Source organism: Bradyrhizobium sp. Cp5.3, assembly GCF_000426265.1.
Lineage (GTDB): Bacteria > Pseudomonadota > Alphaproteobacteria > Rhizobiales > Xanthobacteraceae > Bradyrhizobium > Bradyrhizobium neotropicale.
The window spans coordinates 1-20,162 of record NZ_AUFA01000032.1 but is presented as its reverse complement, the minus strand read 5'-3'; the positions used below and the strand labels follow the sequence as shown (position 1 = coordinate 20,162).

Sequence of the window (20,162 nt, the reverse complement as noted above, 5' to 3'; positions counted from 1 at the left end):
ACGAAAACGCTGACGAATTCATTCTAACGAACAGATTGCGTAGCCGTACCTGTAACAGCGTACTTTTGCGCCTCGGGGGGCCGAAATGCCCTGGAGTAGAGTTCTTGCGTTTTCAGATCCGTTGCTATGCCAGGCAGCGATCCTAGCTGCCGACGTCGAGATACTGCCAACAACGAAGGATGCTTTTGAGGTCGAGATCACGCAGGTCGGCGCCAACCGGCTCTGGGTGCAAGATCTTCGTGCATCCGCGCCAACAGTCTGCACCGTCGCGTGCAGACCCGAGCGGCGATCGATCGGTTTTCTGACCGAATCTAATTCGTCGCCCCTCCAGCACTGTGGATTGGAGGTCTTGCCCGGCGACATCATCGTCAACAAGTCTGATGTCGTTCATCGGCGATCAGGCCGTGATTTCGACTACGGTTCGCTCTCTCTACCAACCGATGAGCTGAATCACGCAGTCGGAGCGATCATCGGCTGCGAGTTCGTGGAAAAATCAGATCAGCGTATTGTTCATCCGCGCCCTCAATTGATGTCACGGCTATTGAAGCTGCACAGAGCGATCGGACAGCTCGCCCATGACACTCCAGATGTACTGCAAATCCCGGAGGTGCTTCGCGCACTGGAGAGCGAACTCATCCATGTCATGATCCGATGTCTCGCCGACGGCGTCGGCGTAGAACCCAAAACGGGTGACCGTCACCACGATGCGATCGTCGCTCGTTTCGAGGAGTTTTTGGCGGCAAATTCCGACCGGCCGCTTTATCTCACCGAAATCTGCGGCGCCATAGGTGTCGCGGAGCGAACACTTCGCGCCTCCTGCGAAGAGCATCTGGGCATGGGGCCGATCCGTTTTCTCACCCTGCGCCGGATGCACCTCGCGCGTCACGCGTTGCTGCGGGCGGATCCGTTGAAGTCAACCGTCACGCGCATTGTCGCCGATCATGGTTTTTGGGAGCTTGGCCGCTTTTCGGTCGCCTATCGCGCGCTGTTCGGTGAATCGCCATCCGAGACGTTGAGGCGCCCTGCGGAGAGGATTGCTATCCACCTCAATCGGCCATCGTCCCTTGTAGTCACCGAACCTGGATACGCCTGAGTTCAAGAGACGCAAGCAAGCCCCCGTCTGAGCGCTTGGGCAGTCTGCAGATGCCTACGCCCTCTTTGGAGAGCCGCCGTCAGACATAACGACGGTCCACCCATCAGGCGGCAATGCAGCCCAGTCATCTCTCACCCCTTGCCACCGGTTACACCTAAGCGCGTCTTTGTCGTTACCTCCCTGCTCTAGTTGAACCATGTGCGGGGACCGGTGGACGACGACCGGCTTTCAAATCACCGATCCTGAATAGCGCACGATCAATTTAGGAACGCCGTGACGTCCCTGGCGTTACTCGGGCAGATCGCAAACCGAAATAGGTTGCGCCGGCCGGCTGCAGACACGGCAGAGTCTGGACGCCTGTAACATAGGCGCGACACCGGCCACGAAAATTTGCGCGCGTTGGAAAAAGCTCCGGATAAGTCGGTCCGCTCTGTTGCCCAGTCGCAGAGTCGCTCATTCACTGTGACTAGATACAGGGACTCAAAAAATGCGTGGACGTGCCGATCATCTGCTGCTCGGTTCCTTCCTTCTGTTTGCGACCACCCAGCATGCTGGTGCAGCTTGTATCGATCCCGCACAGCTCGCGCACTCGACCGTCAGCATCATGCGCCATTTCGATGACGCCGACCGCGATGCGCCTCCGAACCTCATCGGCGTGCGAGGCACCGGTTGGTTCCTGTCCCCAACGACGATCGTCACCGCCGAGCACGTGACGGCGGGTATGAAGCTCTCGACGGAGGAGTGGAAGTCGCTCGAGATCGCGGACGGAGAGAGCAGCCATTTCATCGCCGCGCGCATCCAGCGTCTCGCGGGAGCCCGGGCGGAAAAGCTCGCCGTCATCGAACTCGAACATGCCGTTTCCGCCGCGCGGAGCGTCGCCATCCGGAGGGAGCCGCTCGTGCCGGACGAACAGGTCATAACGCTCGCCTATCCGGCCGGCAGCCTGCATCCAGTGGGAGGACGGTTCGTTCGTTTCGGAGACGATGGGAAGCTCGCCGGCATGGCACTCCTGGAATTCTATGAAGGCGAGAACCGCCTTGTCATCGATCATGGCGCGTCGGGAGCACCAGTGATCGATTGCGACGGCCGAGTCGCGGCAGTCATCAGCAACGTGTTCACGCAGAGTATCGTCTGGGCGTCCCATCAAATACGGATCTCGACGGCGTGGGGAATGCCCAACGTCGTCTCCGTGCCGGTCCAGGTGCTGGACGAATTTGCCCAGGTCAACTGAGATTCAACTGCGCAACTATCTTGGGCCGGACGTAGAGGCCAGCTGGGTCCATCGGCCGCACGCGCGAACTCCGCAAGAGGGGTGATCGCGTGAAAAGGCAGGACGCATGGGCTGTCTATTGCCGACCTCATGGAGCTGAGCCCGCCCTCAGACTGGCGGACCGCTCCGGGTTCGATTCCGAACCTGCATAGTCAACCACGCGAAGTCGGCGCTAACCTGCCATGGCTTGCTATCGGCGGGCTCGGCGGCCTGATGAGATTGCGTATCTTCTTCAGGCACACCACCCGTCAACCGACTATGCCGGAGGGTATCATGCTCTTCAAACTGCTGCGCATGCTCGCCATCACCGCTCCCGTATTGGGGATGACAAGTCTAGCATCGGCACAGACAACTCCTCCACGCCATGTCTCGGTGCCGAAGACAATCAGAGTAGCCAAGCCAGAAACAGTTTCCTCACTTTCCGTCGTTCGGGACCTGCGGAAAATTCCGCCACCAGTTGATGGCGGCAGGTGCGGCTGTGTCCTTTGGCAAGATTTGTTCGATCGCAATAACCCGAATAACTTGCGATCAGATTATCCCGCTCCACCTGCTCAACCCGGCCAGTTCTAATCGTTACCAGATGAAAGCCTCCTATACGGAGAGCGGATTTTGTGCTCCCAACCGCCCGTTTCAGTTGGGGGATCCTTGCCGTAAGTGCATAGCCGCCCCCCCGCTCCGCAACCTCGCTGCAGACGCAAACGGCAAAAAAGACGGATGTCAGGGGCCGCACGTGCCGAATGTTTCAGGCGGGCCAATGCCGCCGCAAACAGCGTGTCGGTCGGTTTTTCCGGTTCGACTGTCGACGGGCAGGCTCTTGGAATAGACGCCTATCGTGACTGTTGCCGCAAAATGGGGATACGGCCATAGACATTCGGCTGCTATCTGAAAAACCGCCCCCTTAGGGCGGCCTTTCAATTAATCACGGCGCCTGGTCAAGAGCCCTTCCCGCCTGCCGAACTTACATAGTCGTCGGACTCCGCAATGCACCTTTCAAGTTCCGAAGGCGCATAGTCGAAGAGCGTCAATTGCCTAATGCTGGCTCCCTTGGTGCGACCCAAGAAGCTTCAATCGGTCGCAAGAACTGTTCCGCCGGTCCGACGGGGCATGGGATATGGCAGAAGGCGGTACACGCACATTTGGCGATCCGGATGGTTACGCAGCCGCGTTTGGCGACGTACGCGTCAACCTCACGATTGCGGGCGCCGGAGACTTCAGGGCCCGGCTGACACGGTTGAAACTGAATCATCTGGAAATTTATCGGTGTTACGAGAGCCTCCCCCGCATTGCCTATATTTCGCTGCTCCGCGAACGGACCTTCCTGTCGTTTCCAGTCGCCACTGCATCTATCGGATGCGGCGGATTGGCCTTGCAAAACGGCGACATGGTCCTTCACAGCGGCGGCGAGCGCGTGCATCAACGCTCTAACGGTGAGTGCCAGTGGGGGTTACTGTCGTTACCGCCCGAGCAACTCGCCGACGGCGGCAAGGCATTGACCGGACGGCTGATCGCATCACCACCCGCCAACAGGAAATTCCGTCCTTCGCGCGCGCTCGCGTCAAGATTCCAGAGCCTGTTCAGGCAAGCCTGCCATCTCGCGGAAAGCCGAAAGGAATTGATCGAGCGCCCCGAGATCGCAAGAGCGCTGGAGCAGGAAATGCTTCACGCCATCATCCATTGCCTGGCCGCCAACGAGGCTGACGACCATCCCAGGGGAAGACATCATCACGCCGCCGTCATGGTTCGCTTCGAAGAAGCACTGAGCAAGCGGATTGATCAGAAGCTCAACATGCCAACGCTTTGTGCGGAGATCGGCGTGGCCGAGCGAACGTTGCGGATGTGTTGCACCGAGTTCCTTGGCGTAAGCCCCACACGATATCTTTTGTTGCAGCGCTTGAACAAGGCTCGCGCCGCGCTGCGGCGCGCCGATCCTTCAAAATCGAGCGTCGCGGAAGTGGCCCGAAATCATCAGTTCCTTGAGCTTGGCCGTTTTTCGGTGACGTATCGCACCACCTTCGGTGAATCGCCTTCGACCACGCTGCAACGTGCTCCGCAGACACAAGCGCCACCTGACGAAAGCGCATAGCCCATCCTGCCCGCTTCGCATGCGCGGGTCGCGCGGGTTCCTCGCAACCGATCCTGATTGAAACGTCATGCGGCCGCATGGTCTGACGCATTCACCACTCCGGCGGCCGGACTATGCAGCTTCGAAAGCCTCGGAGACCGCAGCAAGGGCGGATTCATGAGGAAGCCGCGCGAACCCTTGCGCAGAAGTTCGTTGAAGAGAGCATCCGCGAATTCTGCCGGAAGCGCATAGCCAACTACGCTGCGGCCGCCGACAATGTCGGACTACGGTTCTGTTTCCTCGCGCGAAACCAAAAGAGTGGAATCGACATACAAATTAGAGCGGGGCGCACGGCTGGCCGTGCGGTCAGCCATTTCAGGTCGGCATGATTGGCCAAGGTCCAACGCGCGGCGACCCATGCCCATGTACAGGGCCGCTATTCCAAGCGCGCAGCTTTAGGAAAGGAGAATGACCATGTTGCGTAAGGCTTTGATTGGCTTTGCAGCCACCGTCCTTGTAGGCGCAACCTTAGGTCCCGACGACGCGCTCGCCCGTGGTGGTTTCCGCGGTGGCGGTTTGCATGCTGGAGGGTTTCATGGCGGCGCGGCACATTTCCGAGGGGGCGCTGTAGCGGGGCGGGGCGTGGCTTATCGCGGCGGCGCCTATCGCGGGGCGGCTTATCGTGGGGCGGCTTATCGTGGCGTCGCTTATCGCGGAGGATATCCCTATCGGGGAGCGGCGGTTGGCGCAGCGGTTGGGGCGGCCGCGGTGGGTGCGGCGGCGACCGGCTATTACGGAGCCTACGGCTACAACAACGGCTGCTATCGTAACGCCTACGGCGCTTGGGTCTGCCCATAACGCGCGCAGTGCGCTTCAGACGGTGGCACGTACCATCGGGAGTTGCTGCCGTCGCATTCGTCATCTTCGGTCGTTTGCGCCGGAGTAACGCATTGTGGGCACGTTTGATACCGAACCTAAAATAGGCGAGATCATCTTGGTCATCGCTAAGGGATGGTATCCTCGCCGGAAAAAGACCAGCATGCAGGACATCAGAGCCCGGCGATGCGAAATCGGCACGTCCGGCCGGCAAGTCTTTTTTCGAAGACTGTGCGTCTGAGACGCCACACAGCGCTCGCCGGAATCGCATAGCGCATCGCGGGCCCTTCAGCCAAATTCCTGCACGCATGGCGACTGACTGCTCGGATGATCCTGAATGGATCGGCAAAGACCGTCAGTGGGTGGATTGGGGCGAAGGCTGCGGCCCGGCTTCGGCAGCCGACATCAAGGAAGCAACCATGAGCCTGTTCAGAACAATCCGGGCCGCTGTTGTCGGGGTGTTTGCCGCCACGACAATGGCAAGCGTTTCCGCCTCCGCCCAGCAGCAGGGACCAAAACCCAACATTCTCTTCATCATGGGCGACGACATCGGCTTCATGCAGCCGAGCATCTACCATCGCGGCCTGATGGTCGGCGAAACGCCGAACATCGATCGCATCGGAACCGAGGGCGCCATCTTCATGGATTACGTCGCCATGCAGAGCTGCACTTCCGGCCGCAACGCCTTCTTTACCGGCATGTATCCGCTGCGCACGGGCATGATCCCGCCGCAGCTGCCCGGCAGCCCGTCTTACCTGCGCCCCGGCACCCCTGCGATCGCCAAGTTCCTGCTCGATCTCGGCTACAACACCGGCGAGTTCGGCAAGAACCATCTCGGCGATCACACCGACGCGCTGCCGACCGCGCACGGCTTCCAGGAATACTGGGGCTATCTCTATCATCTCGACGCCATGCAGCAGGTGAGCTTCCCCGACATCAACAAGAACACAACGACACAAACAATCGCGCCGCCGTGCAAGAACACGCCAATCCCCGGTGTGCCGGAAGTGCCCGGTGCAGCGGATCCCAGGACCACAACCTGTCTGACGCCCCCGCGCAATATCTTGTCATGCAAGTCCTCCGACGGCACGGGTAAGAACCAGATGTGCCACGACGAAGGCCCGCTGTCGCTGGAGCGCTCAAAGACGGTGGATGAGGAGATCTCCGCCAAGGTGATCGACTTCCTCGATCGGAATGATCCGCGACGCACCAACAAGCCGTTCTTCGTCTGGTACAACCCGGCGCGCATGCACATCACCACCGTGCTGCCGGACAAATACCTGGCCATGCTGGGGGAGCAGGGTGGCAAGGATTGGGGCATCCAGGAAGCCGGGATGAAGCAGCTCGATGACAATATCGGCCTCGTCCTCAAGAAGCTCGACGACATGGGGCAGACGAATAATACCATTGTCGTCTTCACCACCGACAACGGCGCCGAGACGATTTCATTCCCTGACGGCGGCATCACACCGTTCAAGGGCCAGAAGGGTGGCGCCTGGGAAGGCGGCTACCGCGCTCCGATGGTCGTTCGCTGGCCGGGACATATCCAGCCAGGCACGGTCAAGAACCAGCTGTTCGCCGCTCTCGACTGGATGCCCACCCTCGTCGACATCGCCGGCGGGCCGAAGGGCGATGCGCTGAAGAAGCAGATCGAGGCTGGCCAGTATCCCGGCATCGTCAAGACGACGCTCGACGGCTTCGACCAGCGCGAGTACCTCGAAGGTACGTCGCAACAATCGGCGCGCGATCACTTCTTCTACTTCTCGGGATCGACGCCGTCGGCGGTACGCTACAAGAACTGGAAGATGTACTACACCATGCCACAGTCCTCGGCGGCTGCTTACATCCTGCCGCTCGTTCCGTACCACTTCACCCTGGTGCAGAACATCAAGCGCGACCCCTTCGAGCAGGCGGTCGGCGACGATCAGAAGACGGCCATGGGCGTGGGGGGCGCCATCGCGGCCCCGAGCACTGCCTATCAATATGACTGGAACATGCTGCCGATCGGCCAGATGCTGTGGGAAAAGCACCTCCTGAGTTACAAGGACTTCCCACCGATGCAGGCGCCGGAAACCTACAATCTGGACGGCGTCCTGAAAGAGGTGCAGGCACACGGACACGCAAGCGACTAGCCGCGTAAAGCGGGCGTGATGTGACCCGGCGGACGCCCCCACGGGCGTCCGCACGCGACCGGAAAGCACGCACACGCTTCACGCGTAATTCCTTTGAAGCACGTCAACCTGACTCATATGCTTGGGCACCTCCTGGAGGAATGGGCTCCGAACAATGAAAGCGATGAGAGCTTCACCGAACGAACAGGAGGCATGCAATGCGCACCAAGAGATTGATGATCTTAAGCGGTGTTGCGATTGCCGCAACAATGCTGGCGCTGGCTCCAGATCCTGCTGCAGCGAGAGGAGGCTTCGGCGGCGGTGGATTCCATGGCGGCGGATTTCACGGCGGGGGATTTGCGGGAAGAGGTTTCGGGGGCGGTTTTAGAGGCGCCGGATTCGCGGGAACCCGCGCCATGGCTATTGGTGGCTTTCGCGGCGGCGCTGTGGTTGCGCGACCTGGCTGGGGCGGCGGCGCTGTGGTCGCGCGCCCCGGCTGGGGTGGTGCTGCATGGCGCGGCGGATGGCGCCCAGGCTGGGGCGGAGGCTGGGCTGGATGGCGGCCCGGCTGGCGCGGTGGCTGGGGATGGGGCTTTCCGATTGCGGCTGGCGTCGCCGCCGGTGTCGCCGCTAGTAGCTGGGACTACGGCTATTCGTATGCGGGCTATGACCAGTGCATATTCTGGGACGGCTTGGCCTGGGTGAACGGCTGCGATCAACCTGATGGCTGGTGGTGAAACAAGCCCGAGGGAGCGCCTGATACGCATCATATTCACCTAGGGGCGGCAAGACATGAAGCTTGTGAGCGGAATGTTCGCGGCAGCGCTCATGCTCGTGTGCATAGGAGCGTGCCAGGCAGCGGTTCGGATTGCAAATGACCGGGGAGGACCGATCGATAGCTACTTGGACAGTTATGAGGAGCTGGGTGCTTCCGGCCAAAGGGTGATGATCGACGGCCTTTGCGCGTCGGCGTGCACCATCGTGCTGGCGGCGATCCCATACGACAAGATTTGCGTAACCTCGAGGGCCAACCTCGCCTTCCACGCGGCCTGGCAGTTCGGCGCACACCGACGCACCGTCACGAACCTTGAGGCAACCCGGGCGCTCTATGCGATGTATCCCGTGCAGGTGCGGCGCTGGATCGCTCGCCACGGCGGGTTAACTCCGCGGACAATCTTCCTCCGCGGCAAGCAACTGCAGACGATGTATCGCCCGTGCTGACTTGGCTGCAAGTCCGAGAACCAACTCGGACAGCACGGGTCCTCGTGCGGCTAACGGGAACAATCTCGCATTTGCCGAACTAGCATAGTTGTGCACGCGCCCTCTCCAGTAGGCTCAGGATTGAGGAGACCCGCAGCCATCCCGCGAGGAAACAAACCCTAGAGGAGGATCGCAATGAGTGATCTCGTCGTAATCGCATTCCCAACTGAAGCGAAGGCAGAGGAAGTCCGACAGAAACTGCTGGCCATGCAGAAGGAGTACTTGCTCGAACTAGGTGATGCAGTGGTCGCCGTGAAGGACGACAAGGGCAATATCAAGCTAAACCAGATGATGAACACGACCGCCGCGGGGGCCGTCGGTGGTGCCTTTTGGGGAACGCTGATTGGCCTGATCTTCTTGATGCCACTCGCCGGTGCTGCGCTGGGCGCAGCCTCCGGCGCTGTCGGCGGCGCTTTGACCGATGTTGGCATCAACGACAAATTCATGAAGGATACGGCGGCCGCCATCCAGCCCGGGACAGCAGCGCTCTTCGTGCTGGTGCGGAGGGTCACTGCAGACAAGGTGCTTGAAGGCCTCAAGGGTGAAGGCGGTACAGTGTTGAAGACTTCGCTCGATCACACCAAGGAAGCAGCGCTGCAGGCGGCTCTGGCCGGCGTCCAGGCGGCCGTACGTGCTCCGTCTCCCTGAGTTGCATCTGCATGCGGCTATCTACCCTACCCGCCCAGCGGCTGAAATAGCGCGGATCGATCACGCATTCCTACTAGTGCCGGCGCAAGCGATCGTCGCGCAGCACATCGCGAGCTTCCGCGAATTCCAGCCCCGCCAGCGGCCCGGCAGCTTCTCGGTCGAACAGGCGATGGAGAAGCTGAGGCTTCCGCCGTCCACGAACTAGGAGGCGATCATGCATTCTCTCTTGAACTATCGCACGAACCGTCGCGTCCTGATTTCGACCTTGGCGCTGTTGCCTGCCTTGTCCGGACCGCTCCTGACGGTCAAGGCATCGGCGCAAACAACACCATCGGGAAACCCATTGCCTTCGTGGAACGACAGCGCCCCGAAGCAGGCGATCCTCGACTTCGTGCGCGCCACAACCGACCCCGCAAGCCCGAACCACGTGCCGCCCGAGGATCGGATTGCCGTCTTTGACCAGGACGGCACGCTCTGGGTCGAGCATCCGATGTACACGCAAGTGATGTACTGTCTGGAGCGTGTCCCGGCAGTGACGGCGGGCAAGCCGGCACTCAAGGACGCCGAACCGTTCAAGACCGTGCTCTCGGGCGACCGGGAAGCGATCGCCAAGCTTTCGATGCGGGATCTTGAGGAGATCCTCGCGGCGACGCTGACCGGCATGTCGGTGGACGAGTTCGACGCCGAAGCGAAGAAATGGCTCGAGACCGCCCGGCATCCGCGCTGGAAACGCCCGTATACCGAACTCGTCTATCAGCCGATGCTCGAAGTCCTGCGATTCCTGCGCGACAACGGCTACAAGACCTATATCGTGACCGGCGGCGGGCAAGACTTCGTGCGCGTCTACGCCGAGCAAGTCTATGGCATCCCACCCGAGCAGGTCGTCGGCAGCGCCGGCGGAACGAAATATGGCTATGGCAACGACGGTAAGCCGTTCCTGACCAAGGAGCCGAAGCTCATCCTGAACGACAACGACGCCGGCAAGCCCGAAGGGATTCACCTCATGATCGGCCGGCGGCCGTATGCCGCATTCGGCAACTCGACCGGCGATCGAGAAATGCTGGAGTGGACCGGTGCCGGCGCCGGCGCTCGGCTGAAGATGCTCGTGCTGCATGACGACGACGCCCGCGAGTACGCCTACGGCCCGGCGCAAGGCCTGCCGGACAGCAAGGTCGGCACTTTCACCTCCGCGCTTTATGACGAGGCGAAGAAGGACGGCTGGAGCGTGATCAGCATGAAGAATGACTGGAAACGCATCTTCGCGTTCCAATAGCTTGCCGAAAGTGCATAGCGCACCCAGGGCGTTTCGACCAATCTCCCGCCAGCGAGCCGTCCGACCGATTGCCGACCTGTGATCCTCCATCGATCACAGTGCAAACTCGATTGGTGGATGGAGTTGGGCGAAGGCTGCGGCCCGGGCTTCGGCAGCCGACATCGAGGAAAGCAACCATGAGCTTGTTCAAAGCAATCTGGGGCGCTCTTGTCGTGTTGGGTACCGCCACGACACTCGCGTGCATGCCTGCCTCCGCGCAGCAGCAACGGCCGCCCAACATCCTTGTGATCATGGGCGACGACGTTGGCTGGTTCAACGTCGGCGCTTACCACCGCGGAATGATGTCCGGCAAGACGCCAAACCTCGACAAGCTGGCGTCCGAGGGCATGATGTTCACCGACTACTACGCCGAGGCAAGCTGCACGGCGGGGCGAGCCAACTTCATCACAGGCGAGTTGCCGATCCGCACCGGATTAACGACCGTGGGTCAGGCGGGCGCCGATGTCGGCATACCGGACCAAGCCGTCACACTTGCCACCGCGCTCAAGTCGCTCGGTTACGCAACGGGACAATTCGGCAAGAACCACCTCGGCGATCTCAACAAATATCTGCCGACGGTGCATGGCTTCGACGAATTCTTCGGATACCTTTATCACCTCGACGCGATGTCCGATCCGTACTGGTACTCGTTCCCAGCCAACCAGGACTACTACAACAAGTACGGCCCGCGCAGCCTGATCCACAGCTACGCAACGGATAAGGACGACCCCACCGAGATGCCGCGCTGGGGCAAGATCGGCAAGCAACGGATCGTCGACGAGGGGCCGCTGCCGCCGTTCCCGGACATGTCGAACGTGCCGAATATGCATGATATGCCGTTCGTGAAGGCGAAGTACGACATGACCACCTTCGACGAAGTGTTGGCCAAGGCCTCCAGCGATTTCATGGACAAGGCCAAGCGCGACGGCAAACCCTTCTTCGTCTGGCACAACACGACGCGCATGCACGTCTGGACGTTCCTGCAGAAGAAGTACAGCGCGATGCAGAACTCCGAGACGAACTACGGTCTCGAGGAAGCCGGCATGGCCCAGCTCGATGACAGCGTCGGCACCCTGCTCAAGCATATCGACGACATCGGCGAGACCAACAACACCATCGTCATCTTCACGACGGACAATGGCGCCGAGGTGTTTACTTGGCCGGATGGTGGCATGACTCCGTTCAAGGCCACCAAAGGGACCAGCTATGAAGGCGGCTTCCGCGTGCCCGCTATCATTCGGTGGCCGGGCCGCATCAAGGCGGGTTCCGTCGAGAACGGCATCTTCTCAGGGCTCGACTGGTTCCCGACACTGACCGCTGCGGCGGGAAATCCCAACATTACCGAGCAGCTTCTCAAGGGTGTGGCGCTGGAAGGCCGCACTTACAAAAATCACCTCGACGGTTACAATCAGATGGATCTGTTGACGGGCAAGGGCCCCTCCGCTCGCCACGAGATATTCTATTTCGCTGGCCCGCATCTCGGTGCTCTCCGTCACGATAATTTCAAGTTCCAGTTCTTCCAGCAGCCGTACGGGTGGCCGGGCGAAAAGGACACGACCGACATGCCGACCGTCATCAACATCCGCCAGGACCCGTTTGAGCGGACGCCGATAACCCGCGGCGAAAGCCTGAACAACGCCGGCGGGGGCTATATGAACGATTTCATGGGCCGTGAATTCTGGCGGTTCGTGGTTGTTCAACAGGAGGTTGCCAGATTGGCGCAAACGGCAATCGAGTATCCCCCAATGCAAGCGCCGGCGAGCTTCAATCTTGAAGCCGTAAAAAGAGAGGTTGAGCAAGCCATCAAAGCTCATCAAGGGCAGTGATCGGCCCGACCTTTCAACACGCGGGCGCTCTCAGGAGAGCGCCCGCAACCCACAACGAGATCGTCGGAAGGAGCCTCCAATGAACGGCGCGTTCTTGTCACTCGCACTGGTTACTCAACTTGGCGGTCCATTGGTAATGCCCGTCGGAGATGTGGTGCCCGTTATCAACGTCGAAAGGACCTGCAAGGAAACGGCGGCCACGGACAAGGCCATGAACCTTGATCTTCCTCAATCAGTCGAGAATTGCATGCGCGACGAGAATTCCGCGCAACAGCAGCTTGCCGCCATCTGGTCGAATTATTCCGCTTCCGTTCGTGACCGCTGTGCAGCCGAAGCGACGCTTTTGGGATCAGGCAGCTATGTTGACCTGTTGACCTGCATGCAGATGAACGACCCGGCGACATTGTCAGCAACACCAGCCTTAAGGGGCGCGAGCAAGAACCGGAACAAGAATTAGCGCCGATCACTATGCTTGTTGCCGAATCTGCATAGCCCGAATTGGCCCTTATTGATCAAGCTCTGAGGATCGCAGGTCTAAGGGGCAGAGCCAGTGGCGCGCAACAAGGGCACGACCGGCAAGATTGACAAGCACTCCCGGCGCGGGGTCACTTCGAAGCCGGGCCTCGGCAAGACGGACAACGCTCGGAGCGCCGCTTCCCGTTCAAAGCTGCTAATCGTGTCACTGGCAGCGGTCGGCGTGATCGCCGTTGGTGGCCTGGTCCCGTTGTTCTTGGGCGGCGGATTTGTCCTGCCCAAGGCTCTGCGCAGCGGCGGCGAGGCCCCGGCCCTGGCCTTTGTCGGCAGCGAGGCCTGCGCCGGGTGCCACCAGGCCGAAACCGCGTTGTGGAAGGGATCGCAGCACAAGCATGCCATGCAACACGCGACGGCCGCTTCCGTGCTCGGCAACTTCGACGATGCCAGCTTCGACTATTTCGGCGTTCATTCGCGATTTTTCAAAAAGGACGACAAGTTCTTCGTCGAGACCGACGGCCCCGACGGCAAGATTGCGACCTTCGAGGTGAAATACACCTTCGGCATTGATCCGCTCCAACAATATCTGATCGAATTCCCGGATGGCCGCGTGCAGGCGCTCTCAGTCGCCTGGGACAGCCGGCCGAAGGACCAGGGTGGTCAACACTGGTTTCATCTCTATCCCAACGAAGAGATCAAGCACGACGACGTGCTGCATTGGACCAGGCTCAATCAGAACTGGAATTTCATGTGCGCGGAGTGTCATTCAACCGGCGTGCAGAAGAACTATGAGGCGGCCAATGACCGTTTCCACACGACGTGGACGGACATCAGCGTCGGCTGCGAGGCGTGCCACGGCAAGGGCTCCCGTCACGTCGATTGGGCGCACAACCAGCGGAGCTGGTTTGGAAAAGATGATGACCCGCGCAAAGGACTGGCGGTCTTTTTGAACGAGCGCGACGGCGTCACTTGGCACCCCGATCCGAAGACCGGCAACCCGCAACGCAGCATCGCGGCTGCGGTCACACGCAGAGAGGTGGAGACTTGTGGGCTGTGCCACGCGCGACGCGGCGAATTCTCGGAAGATTGGGTGCCGGGACAACCCTTGTCCGACACGCATGTCATCTCCCTCCTTGCTCGTGGCCTGTATCATGCGGACGGACAGATGCGAGACGAGGTGTACAATTACGGCCCGTTCAAGCAGAGCAAGATGTTCGCGGCCGGCGTCACCTGCAGCGATTGCCATGAACCCCATGCCGCGAAGCTGCGCGCTCCAGGCAATGGCGTTTGCCTGCAATGCCACGCCTCCGACAAATATGAAGTTGCCTCACATAATCGCCACGAAGGCGTAACGCCGGCTGTAACCTGCGCGTCATGCCATATGCCCGTCAGCACCTACATGGTGGTCGACAAGCGGCACGACCACAGCCTTCGAATTCCCAGGCCGGATCTCTCCGCGAAGCTGGGCACCCCAAATGCCTGCAACAATTGTCATACCGACAAATCCGCACAATGGGCGGCCGACACGATCGAGCGCTGGCACGGGCCTGTCCGAAAAGGTTTCCAGAACTACGCCGAGGCATTCCAGGCGTCATGGACCGACCGAAGCGACGCGGCCGCGCTGCTGGCTGTGGTGGCGGCCAGTCCCACCGCGCCGGCAATCGCGCGGGCGAGCGCTCTCAGCGAGCTTCATTCGCGGGTCTCACCAGCGAATATTGAGCTCGCCCGCAAGGGATTGGCCGATCCCGATCCAATGGTGCGGGTCGCAGCGCTTGACATGCTCGATGGCCTCCCGGGCGACCGGATCTGGCCGCTCGTCTCGCCGCTTCTTTCCGATACAAGCCGCGGCGTTCGTATCAGGGCGGTATCCGTTTTGGCCGCCGTGCCTGCTGCCAGCCAGCCTGCCTCCGACCGCGCAGCATTTGAGCGGGCGTCGGCCGAATTCGTCGCGGCACAACGCCTCAACGCGGACCGGCCCGAAGCCCGCTCGGCGCTTGGAAACTTCTATGCGCGCCGCGGTCTGACAACCGATGCAGAGAGCGAATACAAGGCAGCCCTGCGGCTCAGCCCCCAATACACGCCGGCGGCGATCAATCTGGCGGACCTTTATCGGCAGCTCGGCCGGGATGGCGAAGGAGAAAGTGTCCTGAGAACAGCGATCACGTCTTCACGGCAAGACGGCGGCTTGCACCATGCTCTGGGGCTCACCCTTATCAGGCAGAAGCGACCGAACGATGCGCTCAGCGAATTCCAGACCGCAAGCGAACTCGAACCTGACCGGTCGCGCTACGCCTACGTGTACGCCGTGGCACTGCATTCGTCGGGTCGCGTCGGTGAATCAATTGAAGTCTTGAAGACCAACCTGGTCCGGCATCCAGACGATCGCGACAGCCTGTCCGCCCTTGTCACGTTCAGCCGCGATTCCGGAAACATCGGTGCCGCCCTCGAATATGCTGAGCGGCTCTCTCGCCTCCTCCCGAATGACCGTGAACTAAATCACCTCACCGATGATCTGCGCGCACGCTTGAAGTGAATGGCCGAGGAGACCGTGGCGGTCATTGGCTGAGCGCGTTGCGGATGCCGTGCCAGACCTGGTCCTTCAGGGCTATCAGCGGCGGTGGGGGCATCGTCACTGGCGCTTCTGTTCGCCTGGCACCATCGACGACCAGCGTGGCGACGTGGATTTCTCCGTCCGTATAGTACGGATCGCCTTCGCCGTTTCGGCCGAACAAGGTCGGGCCCGTTCCGGATATCTGGAAGAAGTCTTGTACCATGCCGGCCTCCCGCAAATCCCGCATCAGCAGGTCACGTTCGGCATCGATGTCGGGGGCGATGTGATGGGTCACCTGACCCGTGTCGTGACTGAGACCGACACCACGATCAAACGTGATTGAACCCAGCCAGACCGGACGGCCAACGCTTCCTTTTTCAAGGACCATCCAAAGCCGAACGTGATGGCGTCTATCAGCGCTCCTGCCATCCGGCTTCTCGTAGGCGAGCTCTTCCTTTTTCCCATCATAGTAAAGCGGGCTCACAGGCGCATCATGGTATGGCCGATCGAGCACCACGCTGCCGACGATTTCGATGCTGGAGCGCAACGTGATTGGGTCGGCAGGAAACCAACCGGCTGCATGCATGGCGCGCACCACATCTTCTTTGCTGCCGACGAGTCCGACATTGAGCGCATCGCCCGGGATGCCGCTCGCGGTACGGGTTACCATGGGCAAGGAAGCGAGACCCGGTTCGCGTTCGTGATGGTGCCACAATGCGGGCAGTATGACATAGGCCAGCATCAGGTAGGTAACGAGCACGCCCACCGGAAGGACCCACCACCGTCGCCTGCCTGCAATCTGCGTCATGCGTTACCGCCGCCGTCGACTTCGATAGCGTCGTTCGGCAGTGCGCCCTTCCTCCTCCGTGAGACCCGGCCGAACTCGCTCGCTCCGATCAGGATCAATTTGCTCAAGCGTGAGCTTACTTCGCTACGACGAGACGCGTTCGGACCTGCGCTCCTATTTCGTGAACCTAGGCCTTGTGGACGTCGGCGGCGTTGGCGCCGCGGGCGAAAGATTGAACGTCAGCCAGACATTCCAGCCCGCTGGCCGATTTTGATTGGCGAATTCGCCGTAAGCCTTCAGGTTCAGATATCCCTGCATGTCGCCGACCGGAAAAATGTAGCCGACTTGCGGGCCGACGCCGACCACCCGCGACTGGAAGCAGCCGACGCGGTCGCCGGAGCCGCTGTCGCAGCCGATCTGCTGATAGAGGTAGCCGACGAGGCCGACCTGCCATTGCTTGGTCAGGAATTGCGACGCGCCCCAGTCGAGGTGCATGTCGACACCACTCTGATATTGAGTGGCGGGGTTTTTGAAGTTGTATGAGAAACCCAGCACTGCCGTAGCTTCATGCCCGGTCTTTGGATCGAAATAGGTGTAGCCGCCACCAGCGTCGACTACCCAGTGCCCGAGCCCTAGATTTGCAAGACGGTCCGACTGATAGGCCCCGACCGGGATGTCACCGGTGATGTAGGTCATGTAGTTGTTGACCCCGGCATTCCACTTCATCTGGAACATTGGCAGCAAATCGCCAAATGCCGTGAGCGAGCTATCGATGGTGTCGAAGCGCGAGAAGGGGACCGTAGCGCCGCCCGGGAACGTCAATGCCCCCGTGAGCGATCCCGCCAGCGACGTGGAGTTGGAGCCGTAGACGCCCAGCAGGCTGGCAGAGGCTTGACCGCCCAGCACCGGCGTTGCAAAGGTGTAGGTCCCGGCCACAAGGCCAAGATCCACATTCGCCTTAACGTTCGCGTTCACGGTGGCCGTCAGATTTGCAGGGATACGACCGAGCGTGATCTCGCGGGCCCGCGCGACGTCGGCGCCTGCGGAAACCGAGGTGTGATAATATATCGAGGTCATCGACCAGCCCGGCGCCTGCGCGGGCACAGCCGCGAGGCTGCCGAAGAATCCGGGTATCCAAAAGCTGACGCCGCCTTCGTCGGCTCGCGCCGCATCATTGGGGAGCACGAGTAAGGCGGCAATTGCCGCCGCGCCCAACCGCCAAACAAAACCAGCCGTCGATACCGACGTCCCGACCTTTATCCGCATCTGCCGATCCCCACTCTTCTGCCCTCCACAACCGAAGAACAATCCGGCCGTGTGAGGACCCGGAAAACGAAGCAGACGCTACCACAGCGCGTCTATGCGGAATCGGCGCATTCCCAGCTTGTGCATCTTTAGCGGGAGACTGTGCCTTCCATGCCACATTTTCCCGGTGTGCAGCGTGGTGTTTTTGCCGTTTCTGCATACCGTCAACCATGCTCGCGACAAGCAAAAGGCGCCGCCGCCAGCGACGCCTTTCAAAGTTGAGCAGATTCGGAATGCGCAACTCCCCCAGCAACGAGACGGTCACGGCTCAAGAAGATCGGACTCCGCCGAGTGTTGCCGGGAACGAGTCGCGCTATGCACGGATTAGGCCGATGCCGGACGACCGACGCAGCATTCTACCTGCGTCGGAGCGGCGGCAAGCCTCGTTGCCAGATCGTCCCATTGTCGAACTGAATGACCACGCCGTCCGGGGAATAGACCGCCCCTTCGTTGAAGGCATCGATCCAGATCCGGCTCGTCGGCGAAAACCAGTCCGGCCATGCCTGTGCAGGGACACCTGCTTCGGTCAGGAGGTTGAGTGCAGCTCCGTTCTGCGTGATATGGGCAGGCAGGCTTCCGCGGCACCTGTCAACGCACGTATAGATGCCGGTAAGATTGATCGATTGTGCCGACGCGCCCGCGCTGGCGAGCGCGGGCAGGATCGCAATAACTAGCCACAAACGCTTCATGACATCACTCCGTTGTTAAATTAGTTAGTCAAACCGGGCTGAAAGCCCTCTTTCGGTCGCCTTTCATTGTTTCGGCGGGCACTCGCAGGGGGCTAGTCCAGCCTAACGCTTCCGGTTCATCTGACGATATGCGACTCCGGCAGCAGACACCTCAATGGCCCACTGCGTGTGGAAGGCAGTCAATCGCGACCAGTCGATCCCGTGATGTGATCCCGGCTTCGTTTGTAATGACCGATATCATGCAAGGAGATACGCGCCTCGCGCACCAGGTCCACCAGCGACAGAGTGAAGAAGCTCAGGGCGATGACAAAGAGGACCGCAACGCCATACTCATGTTGGAGTTGAAAGAACGCGCAGATGAAGGACACGATCACCAGCAACGACGTGACGATCGCGCTAATCGTGGAAAACACTATGGCCTTGTTCAAAAGTACAGCCCGGCGTTCCAGGTTTGGCACCTCGGTCCTTAGCCACGCTCGGGAGGTGTCCTCGTCGCTTATCAAGCTCAACGCTTGTAACCTGTCGACGATGCGGTTCATTCTCCCGATCAGCACCGAAACGAACGCTGCCACCGCGCCGAGGAGAAAGGAGCCGTCACCTGGGAGATAACCTGAGAGAGCTGCGTGGCGGATGGTGTCTCAATGGGCATTTGGCATGCTGTCCTTCGAACCGAGCAGTGCTCCGCGCTTCATACGGCGACATTGCGCACAGCGGCAGGCGATCGTAGCGAGAGGTCGTGCCCAGCGTGCATAGGGAACGTGGCCCGCGCTATGCAAGTTCGGCAGGATTGTCCGCAGCAAATTGTGATAGCGAGCATTGCTCATAGCCCACATTAGCTGTCATGAGATTTTTCTTGATCTCCCGGTGCACACGTCGTGCACAGACCGCCCTCTAACCAGTTGAAAAACCGGGACTCTCGCTCCAGTCCATCATGGGCCAATTTGAGCCAATTTGGGCCAGCAAGAGCCAGACGGAGCAAACGTCGTTCACTCTGTGCCACAACTGTGGCGCAAACGGCCAAGCTAGATCGCCGTATAGCCTCCGTCGGCATTGATGCATGCACCGGTGACGAATGACGCTCTTTCGCTTGTGAGAAAAGCTGCGACCTGCGCGATCTCGTCGGGGCGGCCGAGGCGCCCAATCGGTTGGCGCGCCAGCATCGCTTGTTGGGTCGCTTCAGGGAGCTGTGCCAGGAGCGGTGTGTCGACATAGCCCGGCGAGATACAATTGGCCCGGATGCCCTGGCGCGCGTAGGTCAGCGCTACCGATCGGGTGAGATTGACCACCGCAGCCTTTGCCGCCGAATAGGCATTACTGTTTTCCTGGCCGACATGAGCAAGGATCGAAGCCATATTGACAATCGCCCGCCAGCTCGCCGTGGAATGGGGGCCGCGGCTACCTCATCACCGTGGCCCCGCCCTTCCTGCAATCCGCGCTCGACAATGATGCCGATCTCGTCGAGGGCTTTCGCATACCGGTCCGATTTCTCCCGCAGCAAATCGGCGATGACATCGACCTTGTCGGCCTGTTCGCCTCGCTCGAGCATGAATTCGTCTGGTCGGCCCCGGGCCGCCGCACGGCCATCAAGGCCTATCTGCAACTGCTCGCGGTGACGGTGCGCCGGCTGCTCGAGCAGGAGCGCGCGCGCCCCGTGTCGACCGAGCGGGACGCCGACACGGTGATGCGCTTTCGCGAGCTGGTCGAGCGGCACTATCGCAATCACCCGCCGCTCGATTTCTACGCGCGCAAGCTCGGCGTGACGGCGGCGCGTCTCAATGCGTGTTGCCGCGCTACCACGGGCAAGTCGTCGCTGGCGCTGATCAATGACCGGCTGCTCACGGAGGCCAAACGCAACCTGCTCTATTCCGACATGACCGTGAACGAGATCGGTGCGGCGCTCG

The 20,162-nt window shown here is 60.7% G+C and carries 20 protein-coding genes; 15 read left to right on the top strand and 5 right to left on the bottom strand.

The annotated features are described in order from the left end of the window. The first annotated feature begins 85 nt into the window (after positions 1–85). The 14 genes from K289_RS47915 to K289_RS45705 all read left to right on the top strand — a co-directional run bounded on the left by K289_RS47915 (position 86) and on the right by K289_RS45705 (position 15,462). Entirely contained in the window at positions 86–1,093 is a 1,008-nt protein-coding gene (locus tag K289_RS47915) for a helix-turn-helix domain-containing protein (protein ID WP_084788786.1), read from the top strand. A 487-nt stretch (positions 1,094–1,580) separates the two neighbouring features. After that, positions 1,581–2,324, top strand: coding sequence for a serine protease (locus tag K289_RS0130765; RefSeq protein ID WP_027555002.1), 744 nt, complete (start codon positions 1,581–1,583; stop codon positions 2,322–2,324). 312 nt (positions 2,325–2,636) lie between these two features. Then, positions 2,637–2,933: a hypothetical protein gene (locus K289_RS50825; RefSeq protein WP_156918276.1), complete on the top strand. Its 297-nt coding sequence runs from the start codon at positions 2,637–2,639 to the stop codon at positions 2,931–2,933. Between the two features lie 541 nt (positions 2,934–3,474). Beyond that, positions 3,475–4,446, top strand: a complete 972-nt coding sequence (locus tag K289_RS47910; RefSeq protein WP_027555001.1) for a helix-turn-helix domain-containing protein — start codon at positions 3,475–3,477, stop codon at positions 4,444–4,446. A gap of 621 nt (positions 4,447–5,067) precedes the next feature. Next, positions 5,068–5,283 (top strand): hypothetical protein, encoded by a 216-nt coding sequence (locus K289_RS53155; protein ID WP_371260875.1) that lies wholly within the window; start codon positions 5,068–5,070, stop codon positions 5,281–5,283. Between the two features lie 494 nt (positions 5,284–5,777). After that, positions 5,778–7,433: an arylsulfatase gene (locus K289_RS0130745; RefSeq protein WP_035686416.1), complete on the top strand. Its 1,656-nt coding sequence runs from the start codon at positions 5,778–5,780 to the stop codon at positions 7,431–7,433. Positions 7,434–7,828: 395 nt separating this feature from the next. Beyond that, positions 7,829–8,149, top strand: coding sequence for a hypothetical protein (locus K289_RS50820; protein WP_156918275.1), 321 nt, complete (start codon positions 7,829–7,831; stop codon positions 8,147–8,149). 55 nt (positions 8,150–8,204) lie between these two features. After that, a complete protein-coding gene (locus K289_RS0130735; protein WP_027554996.1) occupies positions 8,205–8,633 on the top strand; it encodes a hypothetical protein in 429 nt (142 codons plus the stop codon). A 174-nt stretch (positions 8,634–8,807) separates the two neighbouring features. Then, positions 8,808–9,320, top strand: coding sequence for a DUF1269 domain-containing protein (locus K289_RS0130730; RefSeq protein WP_027554995.1), 513 nt, complete (start codon positions 8,808–8,810; stop codon positions 9,318–9,320). 76 nt (positions 9,321–9,396) lie between these two features. Next, entirely contained in the window at positions 9,397–9,525 is a 129-nt protein-coding gene (locus tag K289_RS52880) for a hypothetical protein (protein WP_256380024.1), read from the top strand. Positions 9,526–9,534: 9 nt separating this feature from the next. Beyond that, the gene (locus K289_RS0130720) at positions 9,535–10,593 is read left to right on the top strand and encodes an HAD family phosphatase (RefSeq protein ID WP_084788785.1); all 1,059 of its coding nucleotides are present in this window, start codon (positions 9,535–9,537) and stop codon (positions 10,591–10,593) included. Positions 10,594–10,769: 176 nt separating this feature from the next. Further along, positions 10,770–12,458 (top strand): arylsulfatase, encoded by a 1,689-nt coding sequence (locus K289_RS0130715; protein ID WP_027554993.1) that lies wholly within the window; start codon positions 10,770–10,772, stop codon positions 12,456–12,458. A gap of 79 nt (positions 12,459–12,537) precedes the next feature. After that, positions 12,538–12,915 carry a hypothetical protein gene (locus K289_RS0130710; RefSeq protein ID WP_027554992.1) on the top strand — a complete coding sequence of 126 codons (378 nt, stop codon included), beginning with the start codon at positions 12,538–12,540 and terminating at the stop codon, positions 12,913–12,915. Positions 12,916–13,008: 93 nt separating this feature from the next. After that, positions 13,009–15,462 (top strand): tetratricopeptide repeat protein, encoded by a 2,454-nt coding sequence (locus K289_RS45705; protein WP_371260874.1) that lies wholly within the window; start codon positions 13,009–13,011, stop codon positions 15,460–15,462. 22 nt (positions 15,463–15,484) lie between these two features. Here the strand turns inward: K289_RS45705 and K289_RS0130700 are convergent, their stop codons facing one another. From K289_RS0130700 to K289_RS45690, 5 genes are all read right to left on the bottom strand, one after another. Then, positions 15,485–16,288, bottom strand: a complete 804-nt coding sequence (locus tag K289_RS0130700; RefSeq protein WP_027554991.1) for an LssY C-terminal domain-containing protein — start codon at positions 16,286–16,288, stop codon at positions 15,485–15,487. Positions 16,289–16,441: 153 nt separating this feature from the next. After that, complete coding sequence (locus tag K289_RS45700) at positions 16,442–17,533, bottom strand: transporter (protein WP_084788784.1); 1,092 nt, start codon at positions 17,531–17,533, stop codon at positions 16,442–16,444. A 395-nt stretch (positions 17,534–17,928) separates the two neighbouring features. Then, complete coding sequence (locus K289_RS0130690; RefSeq protein WP_027554990.1) at positions 17,929–18,261, bottom strand: hypothetical protein; 333 nt, start codon at positions 18,259–18,261, stop codon at positions 17,929–17,931. 179 nt (positions 18,262–18,440) lie between these two features. Beyond that, a complete protein-coding gene (locus tag K289_RS45695) occupies positions 18,441–18,800 on the bottom strand; it encodes a DUF2721 domain-containing protein (protein ID WP_245284046.1) in 360 nt (119 codons plus the stop codon). A 483-nt stretch (positions 18,801–19,283) separates the two neighbouring features. Next, entirely contained in the window at positions 19,284–19,622 is a 339-nt protein-coding gene (locus K289_RS45690; RefSeq protein WP_256380027.1) for an SDR family NAD(P)-dependent oxidoreductase, read from the bottom strand. A 47-nt stretch (positions 19,623–19,669) separates the two neighbouring features. On the opposite strand from K289_RS45690, the gene K289_RS45685 reads away from it, so the two are divergent. Continuing rightward, positions 19,670–20,162 (top strand): helix-turn-helix domain-containing protein (locus tag K289_RS45685; protein ID WP_371260873.1); only part of this gene is annotated, 493 nt, incomplete at its 3' end.

Coding starts and splice junctions, on each gene's coding strand:
- K289_RS47915 (WP_084788786.1), top strand. CDS start 86: ATGCCCTGGAGTAGAGTTCTTGCGTTTTCAGATCCGTTGCTATGCCAG.
- K289_RS0130765 (WP_027555002.1), top strand. CDS start 1,581: ATGCGTGGACGTGCCGATCATCTGCTGCTCGGTTCCTTCCTTCTGTTT.
- K289_RS50825 (WP_156918276.1), top strand. CDS start 2,637: ATGCTCTTCAAACTGCTGCGCATGCTCGCCATCACCGCTCCCGTATTG.
- K289_RS47910 (WP_027555001.1), top strand. CDS start 3,475: ATGGCAGAAGGCGGTACACGCACATTTGGCGATCCGGATGGTTACGCA.
- K289_RS0130745 (WP_035686416.1), top strand. CDS start 5,778: ATGGCAAGCGTTTCCGCCTCCGCCCAGCAGCAGGGACCAAAACCCAAC.
- K289_RS50820 (WP_156918275.1), top strand. CDS start 7,829: ATGGCTATTGGTGGCTTTCGCGGCGGCGCTGTGGTTGCGCGACCTGGC.
- K289_RS0130735 (WP_027554996.1), top strand. CDS start 8,205: ATGAAGCTTGTGAGCGGAATGTTCGCGGCAGCGCTCATGCTCGTGTGC.
- K289_RS0130730 (WP_027554995.1), top strand. CDS start 8,808: ATGAGTGATCTCGTCGTAATCGCATTCCCAACTGAAGCGAAGGCAGAG.
- K289_RS0130720 (WP_084788785.1), top strand. CDS start 9,535: ATGCATTCTCTCTTGAACTATCGCACGAACCGTCGCGTCCTGATTTCG.
- K289_RS0130715 (WP_027554993.1), top strand. CDS start 10,770: ATGAGCTTGTTCAAAGCAATCTGGGGCGCTCTTGTCGTGTTGGGTACC.
- K289_RS0130710 (WP_027554992.1), top strand. CDS start 12,538: ATGAACGGCGCGTTCTTGTCACTCGCACTGGTTACTCAACTTGGCGGT.
- K289_RS0130700 (WP_027554991.1), bottom strand. CDS start 16,288: ATGACGCAGATTGCAGGCAGGCGACGGTGGTGGGTCCTTCCGGTGGGC.
- K289_RS45700 (WP_084788784.1), bottom strand. CDS start 17,533: ATGCGGATAAAGGTCGGGACGTCGGTATCGACGGCTGGTTTTGTTTGG.
- K289_RS0130690 (WP_027554990.1), bottom strand. CDS start 18,261: ATGAAGCGTTTGTGGCTAGTTATTGCGATCCTGCCCGCGCTCGCCAGC.
- K289_RS45695 (WP_245284046.1), bottom strand. CDS start 18,800: ATGAACCGCATCGTCGACAGGTTACAAGCGTTGAGCTTGATAAGCGAC.